This is a genomic window from Streptomyces sp. NPDC006463 (genome assembly GCF_042870715.1).
Taxonomy (GTDB): domain Bacteria; phylum Actinomycetota; class Actinomycetes; order Streptomycetales; family Streptomycetaceae; genus Streptomyces.
The window spans coordinates 40,610-57,936 of sequence record NZ_JBIAHP010000028.1; the positions used below are offsets into that span (position 1 = coordinate 40,610).

At 68.7% G+C, this 17,327-nt stretch carries 18 protein-coding genes; 14 read left to right on the top strand and 4 right to left on the bottom strand.

The window, feature by feature from the left end:
* Window positions 1-36: 36 nt before the first annotated feature.
* From ACFYOB_RS35405 to ACFYOB_RS35455, 11 genes are all read left to right on the top strand, one after another.
* Window positions 37-1,371, top strand: coding sequence for an MraY family glycosyltransferase (locus ACFYOB_RS35405; RefSeq protein WP_388567448.1), 1,335 nt, complete (start codon window positions 37-39; stop codon window positions 1,369-1,371).
* Between the two features lie 274 nt (window positions 1,372-1,645).
* Entirely contained in the window at window positions 1,646-2,083 is a 438-nt protein-coding gene (locus tag ACFYOB_RS35410; protein WP_388567450.1) for a hypothetical protein, read from the top strand.
* Between the two features lie 210 nt (window positions 2,084-2,293).
* Complete coding sequence (gene atpB / locus ACFYOB_RS35415) at window positions 2,294-3,133, top strand: F0F1 ATP synthase subunit A (protein WP_388567542.1); 840 nt, start codon at window positions 2,294-2,296, stop codon at window positions 3,131-3,133.
* Window positions 3,134-3,215: 82 nt separating this feature from the next.
* On the top strand, window positions 3,216-3,449 hold the full coding sequence (gene atpE, locus ACFYOB_RS35420) for an ATP synthase F0 subunit C (RefSeq protein ID WP_007266589.1): 234 nt from the start codon (window positions 3,216-3,218) through the stop codon (window positions 3,447-3,449).
* 43 nt (window positions 3,450-3,492) lie between these two features.
* Complete coding sequence (locus ACFYOB_RS35425) at window positions 3,493-4,032, top strand: F0F1 ATP synthase subunit B (protein ID WP_328927680.1); 540 nt, start codon at window positions 3,493-3,495, stop codon at window positions 4,030-4,032.
* Window positions 4,029-4,844, top strand: a complete 816-nt coding sequence (locus ACFYOB_RS35430; protein WP_388567454.1) for a F0F1 ATP synthase subunit delta — start codon at window positions 4,029-4,031, stop codon at window positions 4,842-4,844. Before ACFYOB_RS35425 ends, ACFYOB_RS35430 begins: the two co-directional genes overlap by 4 nt.
* A gap of 131 nt (window positions 4,845-4,975) precedes the next feature.
* Window positions 4,976-6,571: a F0F1 ATP synthase subunit alpha gene (gene atpA / locus ACFYOB_RS35435; protein WP_388567456.1), complete on the top strand. Its 1,596-nt coding sequence runs from the start codon at window positions 4,976-4,978 to the stop codon at window positions 6,569-6,571.
* Window positions 6,572-6,591: 20 nt separating this feature from the next.
* Entirely contained in the window at window positions 6,592-7,509 is a 918-nt protein-coding gene (locus tag ACFYOB_RS35440; RefSeq protein WP_388567458.1) for a F0F1 ATP synthase subunit gamma, read from the top strand.
* The gene (gene atpD, locus ACFYOB_RS35445) at window positions 7,509-8,951 is read left to right on the top strand and encodes a F0F1 ATP synthase subunit beta (RefSeq protein WP_388567460.1); all 1,443 of its coding nucleotides are present in this window, start codon (window positions 7,509-7,511) and stop codon (window positions 8,949-8,951) included. Before ACFYOB_RS35440 ends, atpD begins: the two co-directional genes overlap by 1 nt.
* 140 nt (window positions 8,952-9,091) lie before the next feature.
* Window positions 9,092-9,463, top strand: a complete 372-nt coding sequence (locus ACFYOB_RS35450; protein WP_388567463.1) for a F0F1 ATP synthase subunit epsilon — start codon at window positions 9,092-9,094, stop codon at window positions 9,461-9,463.
* Between the two features lie 190 nt (window positions 9,464-9,653).
* The gene (locus tag ACFYOB_RS35455) at window positions 9,654-10,100 is read left to right on the top strand and encodes a DUF2550 domain-containing protein (RefSeq protein WP_328927685.1); all 447 of its coding nucleotides are present in this window, start codon (window positions 9,654-9,656) and stop codon (window positions 10,098-10,100) included.
* 62 nt (window positions 10,101-10,162) lie between these two features.
* Here the strand turns inward: ACFYOB_RS35455 and ACFYOB_RS35460 are convergent, their stop codons facing one another.
* The 3 genes from ACFYOB_RS35460 to ACFYOB_RS35470 form a co-directional block, all read right to left on the bottom strand.
* Window positions 10,163-12,058: a glycosyl hydrolase family 18 protein gene (locus tag ACFYOB_RS35460; RefSeq protein ID WP_388567467.1), complete on the bottom strand. Its 1,896-nt coding sequence runs from the start codon at window positions 12,056-12,058 to the stop codon at window positions 10,163-10,165.
* 123 nt (window positions 12,059-12,181) lie between these two features.
* Window positions 12,182-12,835, bottom strand: coding sequence for a response regulator (locus tag ACFYOB_RS35465; protein WP_388567469.1), 654 nt, complete (start codon window positions 12,833-12,835; stop codon window positions 12,182-12,184).
* Complete coding sequence (locus ACFYOB_RS35470; protein WP_388567545.1) at window positions 12,832-13,941, bottom strand: sensor histidine kinase; 1,110 nt, start codon at window positions 13,939-13,941, stop codon at window positions 12,832-12,834. Before ACFYOB_RS35470 ends, ACFYOB_RS35465 begins: the two co-directional genes overlap by 4 nt.
* 246 nt (window positions 13,942-14,187) lie before the next feature.
* On the opposite strand from ACFYOB_RS35470, the gene ACFYOB_RS35475 reads away from it, so the two are divergent.
* Window positions 14,188-14,763 carry a hypothetical protein gene (locus ACFYOB_RS35475; protein ID WP_388567471.1) on the top strand — a complete coding sequence of 192 codons (576 nt, stop codon included), beginning with the start codon at window positions 14,188-14,190 and terminating at the stop codon, window positions 14,761-14,763.
* Here ACFYOB_RS35475 and ACFYOB_RS35480 read toward each other — a convergent pair.
* Complete coding sequence (locus ACFYOB_RS35480) at window positions 14,760-15,332, bottom strand: cob(I)yrinic acid a,c-diamide adenosyltransferase (RefSeq protein WP_328927689.1); 573 nt, start codon at window positions 15,330-15,332, stop codon at window positions 14,760-14,762. The genes ACFYOB_RS35475 and ACFYOB_RS35480 overlap by 4 nt on opposite strands.
* A gap of 535 nt (window positions 15,333-15,867) precedes the next feature.
* Between ACFYOB_RS35480 and ACFYOB_RS35485 the strand changes: the two genes are divergently transcribed.
* Together ACFYOB_RS35485 and ACFYOB_RS35490 are read left to right on the top strand one after the other, a co-directional pair.
* The gene (locus tag ACFYOB_RS35485; protein ID WP_362393009.1) at window positions 15,868-16,716 is read left to right on the top strand and encodes a 3-hydroxyacyl-CoA dehydrogenase family protein; all 849 of its coding nucleotides are present in this window, start codon (window positions 15,868-15,870) and stop codon (window positions 16,714-16,716) included.
* A gap of 169 nt (window positions 16,717-16,885) precedes the next feature.
* Window positions 16,886-17,209, top strand: a complete 324-nt coding sequence (locus ACFYOB_RS35490) for an STAS domain-containing protein (protein ID WP_267717808.1) — start codon at window positions 16,886-16,888, stop codon at window positions 17,207-17,209.
* The last annotated feature ends 118 nt before the right edge of the window (window positions 17,210-17,327 follow it).

Below are 17,327 nucleotides of genomic sequence, written 5' to 3' on the forward strand. Positions count from 1 at the left end.
GGGCTGAGATGGCCGGCGATACATCTGGGGCAGCCCGTGCGTGAATATCTGCTGACGCTTTGCGTCACGGTCGCGGTGACCTACCTGCTGACCGGGCCCGTGCGGAAGTTCGCGATCGCGGCCGGGGCCATGCCGGAGATCCGCGCCCGCGACGTGCACCGCGAGCCCACGCCGCGGCTGGGCGGCATCGCGATGTTCGGCGGACTGTGCGCCGGCCTGCTGGTCGCCGACCACCTGCGCAACCTCAACGGCGTCTTCGAGCTGTCGAACGAACCGCGCGCACTGCTCTCCGGCGCCGCCCTGATCTGGCTGGTCGGCGTACTCGACGACAAGTTCGAGCTCGACGCCCTGATCAAGCTCGGCGCGCAGATGATCTCCGCCGGTGTGATGGTCATGCAGGGTCTGACCATCCTGTGGATCCCCGTCCCGGGGATCGGGACGGTCCCGCTCACCCAGTGGCAGGGCAACCTGCTCACCGTCGCCCTCGTCGTGATCACCATCAACGCGGTGAACTTCGTGGACGGGCTGGACGGCCTCGCCGCCGGCATGGTCTGCATCGCCGCCGCCGCGCTGTTCCTGTACGCCTACCGGCTGTGGTTCGGCTACGGCATCGAGCAAGCCGCGCCCGCGACCCTCTTCGCCGCGATCCTGATGGGGATGTGCCTGGGCTTCCTGCCGCACAACATGCACCCCGCCCGGATCTTCATGGGCGACTCCGGCTCGATGCTCATCGGCCTGGTGCTGGCCGCCTCCGCGATCTCCATCAGCGGGCAGGTGGACCCGGACGCGCTGGCCCTCTTCGCGGGCGGCGAGCGCAACGCGACGCACGCGATGCTCCCCGCCTACATCCCGCTGCTGCTGCCGCTGACCATCATCGCGATCCCGATGGCGGACCTGATCCTGGCCATCGTCCGGCGTACCTGGAAGGGCCAGTCGCCCTTCGCGGCCGACCGCGGGCACCTTCACCACCGGCTGCTGGAACTCGGGCACTCACACAGCCGCGCGGTGCTCATCATGTACTTCTGGTCGGGGCTGATCGCCTTCGGCACCGTGGCGTACTCGGTGAATTCCGCCTCGATGTGGATCGTCCTGGCGATCGCCGCGCTCAGTGCCGTGGGCCTGATCCTGCTGCTCCTGCCGCGCTTCACCCCGCGCGCTCCGCGCTGGGCCTACGGGCTGGTGCCGCCGCGTTACCGGCACGCCGCGCGGGCCGCCGAGGCCGCGGCGGAAGCCGCCGCCGCGGACGCCTCGGGAAGCGAGCCCGAACCCGTCAGGCCGATCGCCGCCGGTGTGTCAGGCGTCAACGGGGCGACCGCCATCGGCCCCCGTTCGCGCTTCCCCGAGAGGCGTAAGGCTGAATCGGCCCGCTGACGGCGCCGACGCATGTCGGACATGAACGCCCTTTACCAGACAAGAGGTTCTCCTGTCGCGCACACACGGGCAGGGTCACTCTCATGTGTGACAGTCAGCACACTCCGCAGGTAAAGCTCTCATCAAATAGTTTGTGATACCGTTCACTAAACCCGGCGACAGAGCCGAAGGACCGTAGTGCGACGGTCCATTGGCCCGAGGTTCCCTCTCGGACCGGGCTTACGCTCGTCCCGTACGAGTCCCGTGCCCCCACCACCACGCGGAGCAAACCGCCATGCGGTCAGATGATGTCCGATCCCTCCTGCAAGCCGCCGTACCCACCGCTGTCGCGGGCGCTGTAGCCGCCTTGATCAGCGGGCTGGTCGTCGGCGGCAAGGGTGCGGTCGGTGCCGTCGTCGCGACGCTGGTCGTGATCCTGTTCATGGGCATCGGGTTCGTCGTTCTGCAGCGCACCGCGAAGTCGCTTCCGCATCTTTTCCAGGCCATGGGGCTCATGCTCTATGCGCTCCAGATCCTGCTGCTCTTCGTCTTCCTCGCGGTGTTCAAGAACACGACGCTGTTCAACCCCAGGGCGTTCGCGATCACGCTCGTGGCCACCACCCTCGTGTGGATCGGCGCGCAGACCCGTGCTCACATGAAGGCCAAGATCCTTTACGTCGAACCGGACTCGGTGAAGGGCGACAAGCCCGAAAATCCGGGGTCCAAGTCGTGAAGGGTAGGGTCGGGATAAGTGCGAGTTCGACGTCCTGCTATCGTCCGGTGCCATATGCGGCACTGCGGGCGCGGGCATCTGAGCTGACGCCTGTCCCATCGCGAGGCTCGATGCCTGACTGCCGCCCCACCATCCGTAACACCAGTCCAGTGCCGAACCGCGGCTGCGCGCCGCGCCGACACAACGAGGTTGCCGTACCTATGCGCCACGCTGAAGGAGCCCGCGGTGAGTGCTGACCCGACGCAGGTCCTCGCTTTCGAGACCGACTGTCACATCTTCGACGGATGTGGCTTCCCCGGCCCGGGCCTGCACTCGTTCCTTTTCGAGCCGCTGTGGGGCGAGCCTGGCCTGACCAGCACGTACTTCAACAAGCCGATGCTGCTGGCCCTCCTGGGCTCCGTCATCATCGTGGGCTTCTTCTGGGCCGCCTTCGCCAAGCCGAAGCTCGTCCCCGGCAAGTTCCAGATGGTCGCCGAGGCCGGCTACGACTTCGTACGCCGCGGCATCGTGTACGAGACGCTGGGCAAGAAGGAGGGCGAGAAGTACGTCCCCTTCATGGTCTCGCTGTTCTTCTTCGTCTGGGTCCTGAACCTCTGGTCGATCATTCCGGTGGCCCAGTTCCCGGTGACGGCGATCATCGCGTACCCCGCGGCCCTGGCTGCGATCGTGTACGTGATCTGGATGAGCGTGACGTTCAAGCGTCACGGCTTCGTCGGCGGCTTCAAGAACCTGACGGGCTACGACAAGAGCCTCGGCGGCGTGCTGCCGCTCGTCATGGTCATCGAGTTCTTCTCGAACGTCCTGGTCCGGCCCTTCACCCACGCGGTCCGACTGTTCGCGAACATGTTCGCCGGTCACACCCTGCTGCTGCTCTTCACGATCGCCAGCTGGTACCTGCTGAACGGCATCGGCATCGCCTACGCGGGTGTCTCGTTCGTGATGGTCATCGTGATGACCGCCTTCGAGCTCTTCATCCAGGCTGTCCAGGCGTACGTCTTCGTCCTCCTGGCCTGCAGCTACCTCCAGGGCGCGCTCGCCGAGCACCACTGAGCCAGGCCCGCCCCCGCTCAGCCCCCCGTATTCGTCCGGTGGCCAACCCCCACCGGTCCGTGAAAGAGAAGGAAGAACTGGCATGTCCCAGACCCTTGCCGCCGTCACCGGTTCCCTCAGCTCCGTTGGTTACGGTCTCGCGGCCATCGGCCCCGGCGTCGGCGTCGGCATCATCTTCGGTAACGGCACCCAGGCCCTCGCCCGTCAGCCCGAGGCTGCCGGTCTGATCCGCGCCAACCAGATCCTCGGCTTCGCCTTCTGTGAGGCGCTCGCCCTGATCGGTCTGGTCATGCCGTTCGTCTACCCGAGCTCCTGATCCTCGGTCTCGACGAACAGCCCACTAGACGAAAGGCACTGATGTGAACCTCCTGGTTCTCGCGGCAGAGACGGAAAACCCGCTCTTCCCGCCGATCCCCGAGCTCGTCATCGGTCTGATCGCCTTCGTCATCGTCTTCGGTTTCCTCGCGAAGAAGCTCCTCCCGAACATCAACAAGGTTCTGGAAGAGCGCCGCGAGGCGATCGAGGGCGGTATCGAGAAGGCGGAAGCCGCTCAGACCGAGGCTCAGAGCGTGCTGGAGCAGTACAAGGCCCAGCTCGCCGAAGCCCGGCACGAGGCCGCGCGCCTGCGCCAGGAAGCGCTGGAGCAGGGCACTGCGCTGAAGGAAGAACTGCGCGCAGAGGGCCAGCGGCAGCGTGAGGAGATCATCGCTGCCGGTCACGCCCAGATCGCGGCAGACCGCAAGGCCGCCTCTCAGGCGCTGCGCCAGGACGTGGGCAAGCTCGCCACCGACCTGGCCGGAAAGCTCGTCGGTGAGTCCCTTGAGGACCACGCCCGGCAGAGCCGCACGATCGACCGCTTCCTCAGCGAGCTTGAGGAGAAGGCCGAGGCCGCCCGATGAACGGAGCGAGCCGCGAGGCGCTGGCCTCCGCGCGCGAGCGTCTCGACGCGCTGACGGACAACACGTCCGTCGACGCGGCGAAGCTTGCCGGTGAGCTGGCTGCCGTCACTGCGCTGCTCGACCGTGAGGTCTCGCTGCGTCGGGTCATCACGGACCCGGCGCAGTCGGGCGAGGCCAAGGCCGAGCTCGTCGCTCGGCTGCTCGGCGGTCAGGTTGGCGGGGAAGCCCTCGACCTGGTGTCCGGCATGGCCCGGTCCCGCTGGTCGCAGTCGCGTGACCTGGTGGACTCGCTGGAGGAGCTGGCGGCCACCGCCGACCTCACGGCGGCCCAGCAGGGCGACGCGCTCGACAACGTCGAGGACGAGGTGTTCCGGTTCGGCCGGATCGTCTCCTCGAACACCGAGCTGCGCGCCGCGCTGACCGACCGGGCGGCGACCGCCTCCGCCAAGAGCGAGCTGCTGCGCAGCCTGCTCGGCGGCAAGGTGAACGCCGTCACCGAGCGCCTGGTGATCCGTCTTGTCACGCATCCGCGTGGACGTAGCCTGGAAGCGGGACTCGAGTCCCTTTCCAAGCTCGCCGCCGAGCGCCGTGACCGCATGGTCGCCACCGTGACCAGCGCGGTTCCGCTCAGCGACGTGCAGAAGGCGCGTCTCGGCGCGGTGCTGGCCAAGCTGTACGGCCGCCAGATGCACCTGAACCTCGACGTGGACCCCGAGGTCCTCGGCGGGATCTCGGTGCGAGTCGGCGACGAGGTCATCGACGGCACCATCGCGGACCGCCTCGCCGAGGCGTCCCGCCGCATGGCCGGCTGACCAGCCACCAACAGAACAAAAGCATTCCTAGCGGCCCGGTTGGGCCGTGCAGAACTTGCAGAAGATTCCTGGGGGTCGCCCCCAGACCCCCTAAGAAGCTTCAGGCCCAACAAGGAGAGCAGGGAACCCAGATGGCGGAGCTCACGATCCGGCCGGAGGAGATCCGGGACGCACTGGAGAACTTTGTCCAGTCGTACCAGCCGGACGCGGCCTCGCGCGAGGAGGTCGGAACGGTCAGCGTTGCCGGCGACGGCATCGCGAAGGTGGAGGGCCTGCCCTCCGCCATGGCGAACGAGCTGCTGAAGTTCGAGGACGGCACCCTCGGTCTCGCCCTCAACCTCGAGGAGCGCGAGATCGGTGCGATCGTCCTCGGCGAATTCAGCGGTATCGAAGAGGGTCAGCCGGTGCAGCGCACCGGTGAGGTCCTCTCCGTAGGCGTCGGCGAGGGCTACCTCGGCCGTGTTGTCGACCCGCTCGGCAACCCGATCGACGGCCTCGGCGAGATCGCGACCGAAGGACGCCGCGCCCTCGAGCTGCAGGCCCCGGGCGTCATGGTCCGTAAGTCGGTGCACGAGCCCATGCAGACCGGCTACAAGGCCGTCGACGCGATGGTGCCGATCGGCCGTGGCCAGCGTCAGCTGATCATCGGTGACCGCCAGACGGGTAAGACCGCTCTGGCCGTCGACACGATCATCAACCAGCGCGACAACTGGCGCTCGGGCGACGTGAACAAGCAGGTCCGCTGCATCTACGTCGCCATCGGCCAGAAGGGCTCGACCATCGCGTCCGTTCGCGGCGCCCTGGAAGAGGCCGGCGCGCTCGAGTACACGACGATCGTCGCCGCCCCGGCGTCCGACCCGGCCGGCTTCAAGTACCTGGCGCCGTACACCGGTTCCGCCATCGGCCAGCACTGGATGTACGCCGGCAAGCACGTCCTGATCATCTTCGACGACCTGTCGAAGCAGGCCGACGCCTACCGCGCCGTGTCGCTGCTGCTGCGCCGCCCGCCGGGCCGTGAGGCCTACCCGGGTGACGTCTTCTACCTGCACTCGCGTCTGCTGGAGCGCTGCGCCAAGCTCTCCGACGAGATGGGTGCCGGTTCGATGACCGGTCTGCCGATCGTCGAGACCAAGGCGAACGACGTGTCGGCGTTCATCCCGACCAACGTCATCTCCATCACCGACGGCCAGTGCTTCCTGGAGTCCGACCTGTTCAACGCGGGCCAGCGCCCGGCGCTGAACGTCGGTATCTCGGTCTCCCGCGTCGGTGGCTCCGCGCAGCACAAGGCCATGAAGCAGGTTTCCGGCCGTCTGCGCGTGGACCTCGCCCAGTACCGCGAGCTGGAGGCGTTCGCCGCCTTCGGTTCCGACCTGGACGCCGCGTCGAAGGCTTCGCTGGAGCGCGGCAAGCGGATGGTCGAGCTGCTGAAGCAGGGCCAGTACCAGCCGATGCCGGTCGAGGAGCAGGTCGTCTCCGTCTGGGCCGGTACCACCGGCAAGATGGACGACGTCCCGGTGGCCGACATCCGCCGCTTCGAGTCGGAGCTGCTGGAGCACCTGCGCCGCGAGCGCAAGGACCTCCTCACCTCCATCGCCGAGGGCGGCAAGATGTCGGACGACACGCTGACCTCGGTCGCGGACGCCATTGCCGGCTTCAAGCGCCAGTTCGAGACCTCGGACGGCAAGCTCCTGGGCGAGGACGTGCCGGCCGTCAACGTCTCCAAGTGACGACGGAAGGGACCTGACTCATGGGAGCGCAGCTCCGGGTCTACAAGCGTCGCATCCGTGCCATCACGGCGACCAAGAAGATCACCAAGGCGATGGAGATGATCTCCGCCTCGCGCATCGTCAAGGCGCAGCGCAAGGTGGCGGCGTCGATGCCGTACGCGACCGAGCTCACCCGCGCGGTGACCGCGGTGGCGACCGGTTCGAACACCAAGCACGCCCTGACCACCGAGGTCGAGGCGCCGACCCGCGCCGCGGTCCTGCTCATCACGAGCGACCGCGGTCTGGCCGGCGGCTACTCCTCGAACGCCATCAAGCAGGCCGACCGGCTCACCGAGCGGCTGCGCGCTGAGGGCAAGGACGTCGATGCCTACATCGTCGGCCGCAAGGGTGTCGCCTACTACGGGTTCCGCGAGCGCAAGATCGCGGACTCGTGGACCGGCTTCACCGACAGGCCGGAGTACGCCGACGCCAAGCGCGTCGCGGGGCCGCTGATCGAGGCCATCCAGGCGGACACCGCCGAAGGTGGCATCGACGAGCTGCACATCGTCTACACGGAATTCGTGTCGATGATGACGCAGAACGCGGTCGACGGCCGGATGCTGCCGCTCAGCCTCGAGAAGGCCGCGGAGGAGACCGGTACGAAGGGCGAAATCCTTCCGCTGTTCGACTTCGAGCCGTCGGCGGAGGACGTCCTCGACGCCCTGCTGCCGCGCTACGTCGAGAGCCGCATCTACAACGCACTGCTGCAGTCGGCCGCTTCCGAGCACGCCGCCCGCCGCCGCGCGATGAAGTCGGCGACCGACAACGCCGGGGATCTCATCAAGAGCCTCTCCCGGCTTGCCAACGCGGCCCGCCAGGCCGAAATCACCCAGGAAATCAGCGAGATCGTCGGTGGCGCGAGCGCCATGGCTGACGCGACCGCGGGGAGTGACAAGTAATGACGACCACTGTTGAGACGGCCGCCGCCACGGGCCGCGTCGCCCGGGTCATCGGCCCGGTCGTCGACGTGGAGTTCCCCGTCGACGCCATGCCCGAGATCTACAACGCCCTCAAGGTCCAGGTCGCCGACCCGGCCGAGGACGGCAAGCTCAAGACCCTGACCCTCGAGGTCGCGCAGCACCTGGGTGACGGCCTCGTCCGTACCATCTCGATGCAGCCGACCGACGGCCTGGTCCGCCAGGCCACGGTGACCGACACGGGCGAGGGCATCACCGTCCCCGTCGGTGACTTCACCAAGGGCAAGGTCTTCAACACCCTGGGCGAGGTGCTCAACTACCCCGAGGCGAACGCCGAGGTCACCGAGCGCTGGCCCATCCACCGCAAGGCCCCGAGCTTCGACGAGCTCGAGTCCAAGACGGAGATGTTCGAGACCGGCGTCAAGGTCATCGACCTTCTCACCCCGTACGTCAAGGGTGGAAAGATCGGTCTGTTCGGTGGTGCCGGTGTCGGCAAGACCGTTCTGATCCAGGAAATGATCTACCGCGTCGCCAACAACCACGACGGTGTGTCGGTGTTCGCGGGCGTCGGTGAGCGTACCCGTGAGGGCAACGACCTCATCGAGGAAATGGGCGACTCGGGCGTCATCGACAAGACGGCGCTCGTCTTCGGCCAGATGGACGAGCCCCCGGGCACCCGTCTGCGCGTCGCGCTGGCCGGTCTGACCATGGCGGAGTACTTCCGCGATGTTCAGAAGCAGGACGTGCTGTTCTTCATCGACAACATCTTCCGGTACACCCAGGCGGGTTCCGAGGTGTCGACCCTGCTCGGCCGTATGCCCTCCGCGGTGGGTTACCAGCCGAACCTGGCCGACGAGATGGGTCTCCTCCAGGAGCGCATCACCTCGACCCGTGGTCACTCGATCACCTCGATGCAGGCGATCTACGTCCCCGCGGACGACCTGACCGACCCGGCGCCGGCGACCACCTTCGCCCACCTCGACGCGACGACGGTTCTTTCCCGTCCGATCTCCGAGAAGGGCATCTACCCGGCCGTGGACCCGCTGGACTCGACGTCCCGCATCCTCGACCCGCGGTACATCGCGGCGGACCACTACGCGACCGCCATGCGTGTCAAGGGGATCCTCCAGAAGTACAAGGACCTCCAGGACATCATCGCGATCCTCGGTATCGACGAGCTGGGCGAGGAGGACAAGCTCGTTGTCCACCGTGCCCGTCGCGTCGAGCGCTTCCTGTCGCAGAACACCCACGTGGCGAAGCAGTTCACCGGCGTGGACGGTTCGGACGTTCCGCTCGACGAGTCGATCACCGCGTTCAACGCGATCTGCGACGGTGACTACGACCACTTCCCCGAGCAGGCGTTCTTCATGTGCGGTGGCATCGAGGACCTGAAGGCCAACGCCAAGGAGCTGGGCGTCTCCTGATCCGGCGCGCTCCTCACGGAGCGCATCCGGCTCGCAGGTTTCACGGAGAGGGACGGGTATGTCCCGTCCCTCTCCCCACGCCCATTAGAATTTGACCCAACACCCGGCTGACCCGCCGGGTGGTGACCCGAGGAGCCACCTTGGCTGCTGAGCTGCACGTCGAGCTGGTCGCGGCGGACCGCAATGTCTGGTCCGGCGAGGCCACCCTTGTTGTCGCCCGCACCACGTCCGGCGACATCGGCGTCATGCCCGGTCACCAGCCGCTTCTCGGTGTGCTGGAATCGGGCCCTGTGACCATCCGCACCAGCGCGGGCGACACTGTCATCGCCGCGGTGCACGGCGGTTTCATCTCGTTCGCGGACAACAAGCTGTCCCTGCTGGCCGAGATCGCCGAGCTCGCGGACGAGATTGACGTCCAGCGTGCGGAGCGGGCACTGGAGCGCGCGAAGGCGGAGGCGGACGCCGCCGCCGAGCGTCGCGCGGATGTCCGGCTGCGCGCCGTAACGGGCTGAACACCCGTCGGAGTTTGAACCGCTGAGCCCCGGAGGGTCATCCTCCGGGACGCAGCAGACCTCAGCCGCGGTCCGTTCTGGAATTTTCCAGACCGGGTCGCGGCTGAGGCGATGTACGTCCGTCTTCGGACTTGTCCGTTGATGGGCACGGTCGTGTGCGGTATTTCGATGAGCGAGGAGGTCGGTGAAGATGCTCCTCGCTCTGCTTGTGAGCGGCCTGGTCGTAGCCCTGGTGGTGATCGGGCTGTTTGTCTTCGGGCTGCGCCGCAGACTCATCCAGCGGTCCGGCGGCACCTTCGACTGCAGCATGCGCTGGGGCGTGCCCGAGGAGACCGACACCTCGGGCAAGGGCTGGGTGTACGGGGTCGCGCGCTACAGCGGCGACCGGATCGAGTGGTTCCGCGTATTCAGCTACTCGCACCGCCCGCGCCGGCTGCTGGAGCGTTCCTCCATCGAGGTCGTCTCGCGCCGCGCCCCCGAGGGCGAGGAGGAGCTGGCCCTGCTCTCCGACGCCGTCGTGCTCGGCGCCCTCCACCGGGGGACCCGCCTGGAGCTGGCGATGAGCGAGGACGCGCTGACCGGCTTCCTCGCGTGGCTGGAGGCGGCGCCTCCAGGCCAGAGGGTGAACGTGGCCTGAGGCCTCGCTGACGTGAAGAAGCCGGGGAGACGGGGGCGGACCCGTCTCCCCGGCTTCGGTCTTTACCGGAGTCCGGTGTGGATCGCGTCCGCGAGCTCACCGTTGGCGGTGTCGCCGCTGAACTCCCAGAAGAAGGCTCCCTTGAGACCTTGGTTCTTGGCCCAGGTCATCTTCCCGGCGATGGTGGCGGGGGTGTCGTAGCTCCACCAGTTGCTGCCGCACTTGGCGTAGGCCGTGCCGGCGACCGTGCCGGTGGCCGGGCAGCTGCCCTTGAGCACCTTGTAGTCCTCGATGCCCTGCTCGTACGTGCCCTGCGCGGGCCCGGTCGCGGCGCCGCCGGGGGCGGCCTGCGTGACGCCGGTCCAGCCGCGGCCGTAGAAGCCGATGCCGAGGTTGAGCTTGGAGCCCGCGATGCCCTTGCCCTTGAGCTTGGTGATCGCGGCCTCGGTGTTGAAGCCGGTGATGGGGATGCCGGTGTACGAGGTGAGGGGGGAGTGCGGGGCGGTGGGGCCCTTGGCGTCCCACGCGCCGAAGAAGTCGTACGTCATCACGTTGTAGAAGTCGACGTACTGTGCGGCGCCCGCGTAGTCGGCGAGGTCGAGCTTGCCGCCGTTGGAGCCGTCGGCGGAGATGGCGGCGGTGACCAGGGCGGAGCCGCCGAACTTGGTCCGCAGCGCGGACATGAGGTTCTTCAGGGCGGCGGCGCCGCTGGTGTCACAGGACAGGCCGCAGGCGTTCGGGTACTCCCAGTCGATGTCGATGCCGTCGAAGACGTCGGCCCAGCGCGGGTCCTCGACCAGGCTGTAGCAGGACTGGGCGAAGGCGGCCGGGTTCGCCGCGGCCTGGCCGAAGCCGCCGGACCAGGTCCAGCCGCCGAAGGACCACAGCACCTTGATGTTCGGGTACTGCTTCTTCAGCTTGCGCAGCTGGTTGAAGTTGCCGCGCAGCGGCTGGTCCCAGGTGTCGGCGACACCGTCGACGCTCTGGTCGGCGGTGTAGGCCTTGTCGTAGTCGGCGTAGGCGTCACCGATGGTGCACTGGCCGTTCTGGACGTTGCCGAACGCGTAGTTGATGTGGGTGATCTTCGCGGCGGAGCCGGAGGTCACCAGGTTCTTGACGTGGTAGTTGCGGCCGTAGACGCCCCACTCGGTGAAGTAGCCGAGTTTGACCTTGCCGCCCGGGTCGGGGGGAATGACGCCGCCGGTCGTCACCGAGAGGGAGCCGGAGGAGGGGCCCGTCTGGTCGATGCTGTCGCGGGCGGTGACGCTGTACGTGTAGGTCGTGCCCTTGGTCAGGCCCGAGTCCGCGTAGGTGGTCCCGGTGACTGTGGCGATCTTGCTGGAGCCGCGGTAGACGTCGTAGTTCTTGACGCCCTTGTCGTCGGTGGCGGCGGACCAGCTCAGGGTCAGGGAGGTGTCGGTGACATTGCTCGCGGTGGGGGTGCCGGGAGCGGTGGGGGGAGTGTCGCCGGGCTGGGTGCCGTCACAGGAAGCGCCGTTGATCTTGCAGCCGCCGGGGGAGCCGCCGCCGGTGCCGTTGAATCCGAAACTGGCGGTCGCGCCAGGTGCGAGGGTGCCGTTCCAGCCCACGTTCTTGCCGGTCCAGTGGGTGCCGGAGCTGGTGACGGTGGCGTCCCAGGCGGAGGTGACGGCGGTGCCGGCCGGGTAGTCCCACTCGACGGTCCAGGAGGTGATCGTGGTGGTGCCGGTGTTCTTCACCGTCCACTTGCCCTCGAAGCCGGTGCCCCAGTCGGAGACCTTGGTGTACGTCGCGGTCGCCGAGGTGGCGGCCTGGGCGGGTCCTGCCAGCACGACGAGCCCGGTGACGGGCAGGGCGAGCGCGGCGACGATCGCCGCGACGCGGGTGAAGAACCGGGTGCGCCGGGTTCGGGGTGGGGATGCTGTGCTCAAGGGTGATCCTCCGTAGGTCCGTCGCAGTCGCGGGGCCGACTTCGACATGGGGGTGGGACCTGCGCCGCCCGTGAGCACGCTTTGTCATGGCACGCTCACCACAGTGTTCGTGAGGGTAGAAAGGTCTGGACCAACCGTCAAGAGGTCCAGACCGGTGCCGCATTCGGAGTGCTAGATGCCCAACTCCTGTGCCAGGACGGCCGCTTGGAGCCGACTGCGCAGCTCCAGCTTCCCGAGCAGCCTGCTGACGTGCGTCTTCGCCGTCGACTCCGCCATCTCCAGACGTTCGGCGATCTCCGCGTTCGACAGGCCCTCGCCCAGAGCGCTCAGCACCTCCCGCTCCCGCCGGGTGAGGGAGGCCACGGCCGCCGTCGTCTCCGGGGACACCGACGCCCGCGCCGGACGCGGCGCCGCGAACTCGGCGATCAGCCGCCTGGTCACCGCCGGGGCGATCAGGCCCTCCCCGCGCGCGACGGTCCGTACCGCCTCGATCAGCTCCGCGGCCTCGGCGTTCTTCAGGAGGAAGCCCGCGGCCCCCGCCCGCAGCGCCCCGAAGACGTACTCGTCGAGGTCGAAGGTGGTCAGCACCAGGACATCGGCCAGTCCTTCCGCGACCACCTCTCGGGTTGCGGACACCCCGTCGAGCTTCGGCATCTGCACGTCCATGAGGACGAGGTCCGGCCGCAGCTCGCGCGCGAGGCGTACGGCCTCCTCCCCGTCGGCCGCCTCGCCCACCACCTCGATGCCGTCCGCGCTGCGCAGGATGAGCACCAGACCGGCCCGGACCGCGCTCTGGTCCTCCGCCACCACCACCGTGATGGTCATGCTTCCACCGCCTTCTCTTCCGCGGGCAGCGTCGCCCGTACCCGCCACACCCCGTCGGCCCGGCCGGCCGTGAACTCCCCGCCCAGCAGCTCCGCGCGCTCCCGCATGCCGATCAGCCCGGCCCCGGAACCGGGCGCGCGCGGACCGGGCCGTTCCCCGTACGGCGAGTCCACGGTCACGGTCAGCATCCCGGCCGCGCGGGCCACGCGGACCGTGACCGTGCCCGGGGCGGCGTGCTTGAGGGCGTTGGTCAGCGACTCCTGGAGAATCCGGTACGCGGCCAGCTCCACCGGGGCCGCCGTCGGCTCCCCGGGCGGCCGGTCGTCGTGCAGTACGAACTCCAGACCGCTCGCCGAGCCGTTGGTCCGTGCCTGCCCGACCAGGGCGTCCAGACCGTCCAGCGTGGGTACGGCGACCGGCTCGCGCTCCGCCCCGGCGTCCCGCAGCAGCCCGATCAGCCGGCGCATCTCGGCCAGGCCCTGGACGCTGTTCTCCCGGATCACCCCGAGGGCGTCACGGCTGGTTTCGGCCTCGTCGATGGACAGCGCGGCGGTGGAGTGGATGGCGATGGCGGACAGGTGGTTGGCCACCATGTCGTGCAGCTCCCGGGCCATCCGGGCGCGCTCGGCGACTACGGCCTGCGTACGGTCCATCTCGGCCAGCAGCGCGGTCTGCTCGGCGCGCAGCCGGGCCGCCACCGCGGCCTCCCGGTGGTTGCGCAGGGTGGCGCCGGTCAGTGCCGGGCCGAAGCTGACGAGGCCGGTGACCACGCCGATCAGCAATGCTTCTGGGGTGCGCAGCCAGGCCAGGGCGGCGATGGTGACGGCCACGGTGACCAGGCCGGTGCTGACCGGGAGCCGCCGGGCCGTGGAGGGTTTCCCGTAGACGACGGCGGCGTACATCAGGTCGGTGAAGATCAGGACGGTCGCGAGGCTGCCGACCGTGAACTCGTTGGCGATCACGCCGAGGGTGCCGACGGTCACGGCCGCCGACGGTCTGGAGCGGCGCAGCAGTTCCATCCCGCCGAGGATCACGAGGGGTACCAGGGCGGCCCAGGCGGGCAGGAAGTCCCGGCCGGCGCTGCTGTAGATGCCCAGCGACCACATCACCAGGCCCGCGAGCACGCCGACCACGGCGAGCAGGACGTCGTGCCGGTGGGGGCGCAGGCTCTTCTTGGTCACGGTCCCATCCAACACGGTGGGCGGGGCGCGGGCCTCGGTACCGGGGCGGACGTCGACTACATCGAAGGATGCAGTGGTCTTTCGTCAGCGGCGACGACGAACGGGGCCGGACCGGGCGGGAGTCTGGAGGAGAACCGAAGACGTCCGGAACCGAGTGGAACGGAGAGCGCCGTGCTCGTCGCCCTGATCATCACCTGTGAAATCGCCTTCTGGGTGCTGCTGGCCGGCGGGCTGGCCCTGCGCTACCTCGCGAAGATGCCCAGGCTGGGCGCGGCGGTCCTGCTGTGCGAGCCGCTGATGGAGCTGGTGCTGCTGGTGGTCACCACGCTCGACCTCAAGAACGGCGCCGAGCCGGACTGGAGGCACGGTCTGGCCGCGCTCTACATCGGCTACACCGTCGCCTACGGCCACTACACGGTCAAGTGGCTCGACGGGCACGCCGCGCACCGGCTGGCCGGGGGACCGAAGCCGGCCGGTGCCGGGTACGGGAAGGCGCGGGCCGTGCACGAGTGGAAGCTGTGGGTCCGTACCGTGATCGCCGCCGCCGTCGCCCTGACCCTGCTCCAGGTGGCCATCTGGTACGTCGGCGACGCGGGCGACGTCGGCTCGCTCAAGGCCTGGCAGTTCGGAGCCCTGCGGGCGGTCGGGATCCACGCCCTGATCGCCGTGGCGTACACGATCTGGCCGAAAAAGGCCCCGGCGGACGCGGCCTCGGAGCAGCCCTCGCTCGCCCGGACCGAGCGCTAGCGGTCGCCGCCCGGCACCCACAGCACGTCGCCGACCTCCTTGTTGGCCGTACGGGCCAGGATGAACAGGAGGTCGGAGAGGCGGTTCAGGTAGGTGGCGGTCAGCGGGTTCATGACCTCGCCGTGCACCTCCAGCGCCGCCCACGTCGAGCGCTCGGCACGCCGTACGACGGTGCAGGCCTGGTGCAGCAGGGCCGCGCCCGGGGTGCCGCCGGGAAGGATGAAGCTGCGCAGCTTCTCCAGCTGCTCGTTGAAGGCGTCGCAGTCCGCCTCCAGCTTGTCCACGTAGAACTGCTCCACCCGCAGCGGCGGGTACTGGGGGTTCTCCACCACCGGGGTGCACAGGTCCGCGCCCACGTCGAACAGGTCGTTCTGCACCCGGACCAGGACCTTCACCACGTCCTGCGGCAGGCCGCCGAGGGCGATCGCCGTCCCGATGGCCGCGTTGGCCTCGTTGGCGTCGGCGTACGCGGAGATCCGCAGATCGGTCTTGGCCGTGCGGCTCATGTCGCCCAGGGCGGTCGTGCCCTTGTCGCCGGTACGGGTGTAGATGCGCGTGAGGTTCACCATGCGGCCAGCGTAGTGACGCCCGCCGGAAAATCGCACGCGGAGCCGCCCGTGAGCCCGGTAGCGTCCGCGGGCGGGCCCGAAAGGGGTCGAGGAGGGCGAAGAGGTGACGGTTTGACCGACATGTTCGGAATCCGGCAGCAGGCCGAACCGGCCAGGCGGGTCGGCGTCCCGGCGGGCTTCCCGGGCTCGCGTCATGCCGGGGACCCCGCGCGCCTGACGGTCGAACAGACCGTCGGTCGAGCGCACGAGGCCCCTGCCGCCGGGGACATGGACCTCGCCCGCTACCACTGCGCCGAGCCGGCGGGGCGGGCGCGGCCGCGGGAGGGCCACCCGCACCGAGCGACTGCCGTCGATCGAGGAGCGGTTGGGGGAACCGGCGGACCACTGACCCGTCCCGGTGTGATGTCCGTCATCTGAGACGTGACGCGTGTTACTTCGAGGTCACACCGCACCGCCCGGACGCTAGTCTCCGCCGGAGGGGCCAGGAGTCCGGGCCGTTTCGAGGCTGGGCCGTATCAAGAACGTGGGGTGTGCAGTGGCTGGGAAGCTTGCCGTCATCGGTGCCGGACTGATGGGTTCCGGTATCGCTCAGGTCTCCGCTCAGGCGGGCTGGGACGTCGTGCTGCGCGATGTCACCGACGCCGCGCTGACGCGCGGCACGGACGGGATCAAGGCCTCGTACGACAAGTTCGTCTCCAAGGGCAAGCTGACCGCCGAGGACGCCGAGGCGGCCCTCGCGCGCATCACGACGACCACCGACCTGGACGCGGTCGCCGACGTCGACATCGTGGTCGAGGCCGTCTTCGAGAAGATCGAGATCAAGCACGAGATCTTCCGCGCCCTCGACAAGATCGTGCGCGAGGACACCGTCCTCGCCTCCAACACCTCCGCCATCCCGATCACCAAGATCGCGGCCGCGACGGAGCGCCCGGAGCGGGTCGTCGGCGCGCACTTCTTCTCGCCCGTCCCGATGATGCAGCTCTGCGAGCTCGTCCGCGGCTACAAGACGAGCGACGAAACCCTCGCCACCACCCGGGCGTTCGCCGAGTCCGTCGGCAAGACCTGCATCGTCGTCAACCGTGACGTCGCCGGCTTCGTGACCACCCGTCTGATCTCCGCGCTGGTCGTCGAGGCCGCCAAGCTGTACGAGTCGGGCGTGGCTTCCGCCGAGGACATCGACATCGCGTGCAAGCTGGGCTTCGGGCACGCGATGGGCCCGCTGGCCACCGCGGACCTCACGGGCGTCGACATCCTGCTGCACGCCACCAGCAACATCTACACCGAGTCCCAGGACGAGAAGTTCGCGCCGCCGGAGCTGATGCGCCGGATGGTGGACGCCGGGGACATCGGCCGCAAGAGCGGGCAGGGCTTCTACAAGCACTGAGGCCGGGCCACCGAGCACCACCGTTCGAATGCCTTCACCCGTCGGGGTGAATTAGGTATCGGTTCGCTCACGGTCGGCAACTTCACTGCCCGCGAGGCAGTCAGTTGCAGTGAGAGTTGCCGACCACGGACCAGTCGGACCATACGTACGCGTACTGCCGGGAGTACACATGCACATCAGGGGCGACCACGCCGAACTCGCTGTCGGGGGTCGCCTCGACGTGCGCAGCGCGGCGGACGCCCGTACGGTCCTCCACTCCGCCCTCGACGACGGCCACGGCGACCTCGTGCTCGACCTCACCGGCCTCGACTCCTGGGACGCGACCGGCCTCGGCGTGATCATGGGCGCGCACCGCAGGGCCGGCCGGACCGGACGGCGTCTCGTCCTGCGCGGGGTGCCGCCGCAGATGCAGCGGCTGCTCGTTGCGACCCGCCTGCACCGGATCCTCGCGATCGAGGGCGGATTGGAAGCAGAGTCCCTGCCCAGGGTGTGAACGCTGTGTTCCGTTTTCCTGCGGAAACGTAACGGTCCGGTGGTGATGGCACCCCCGCGGTTCCCCGCAGGACCGGCCACCGTCTAGGGTTCGGGCGGAAAACCGGACCAGTAGCGGC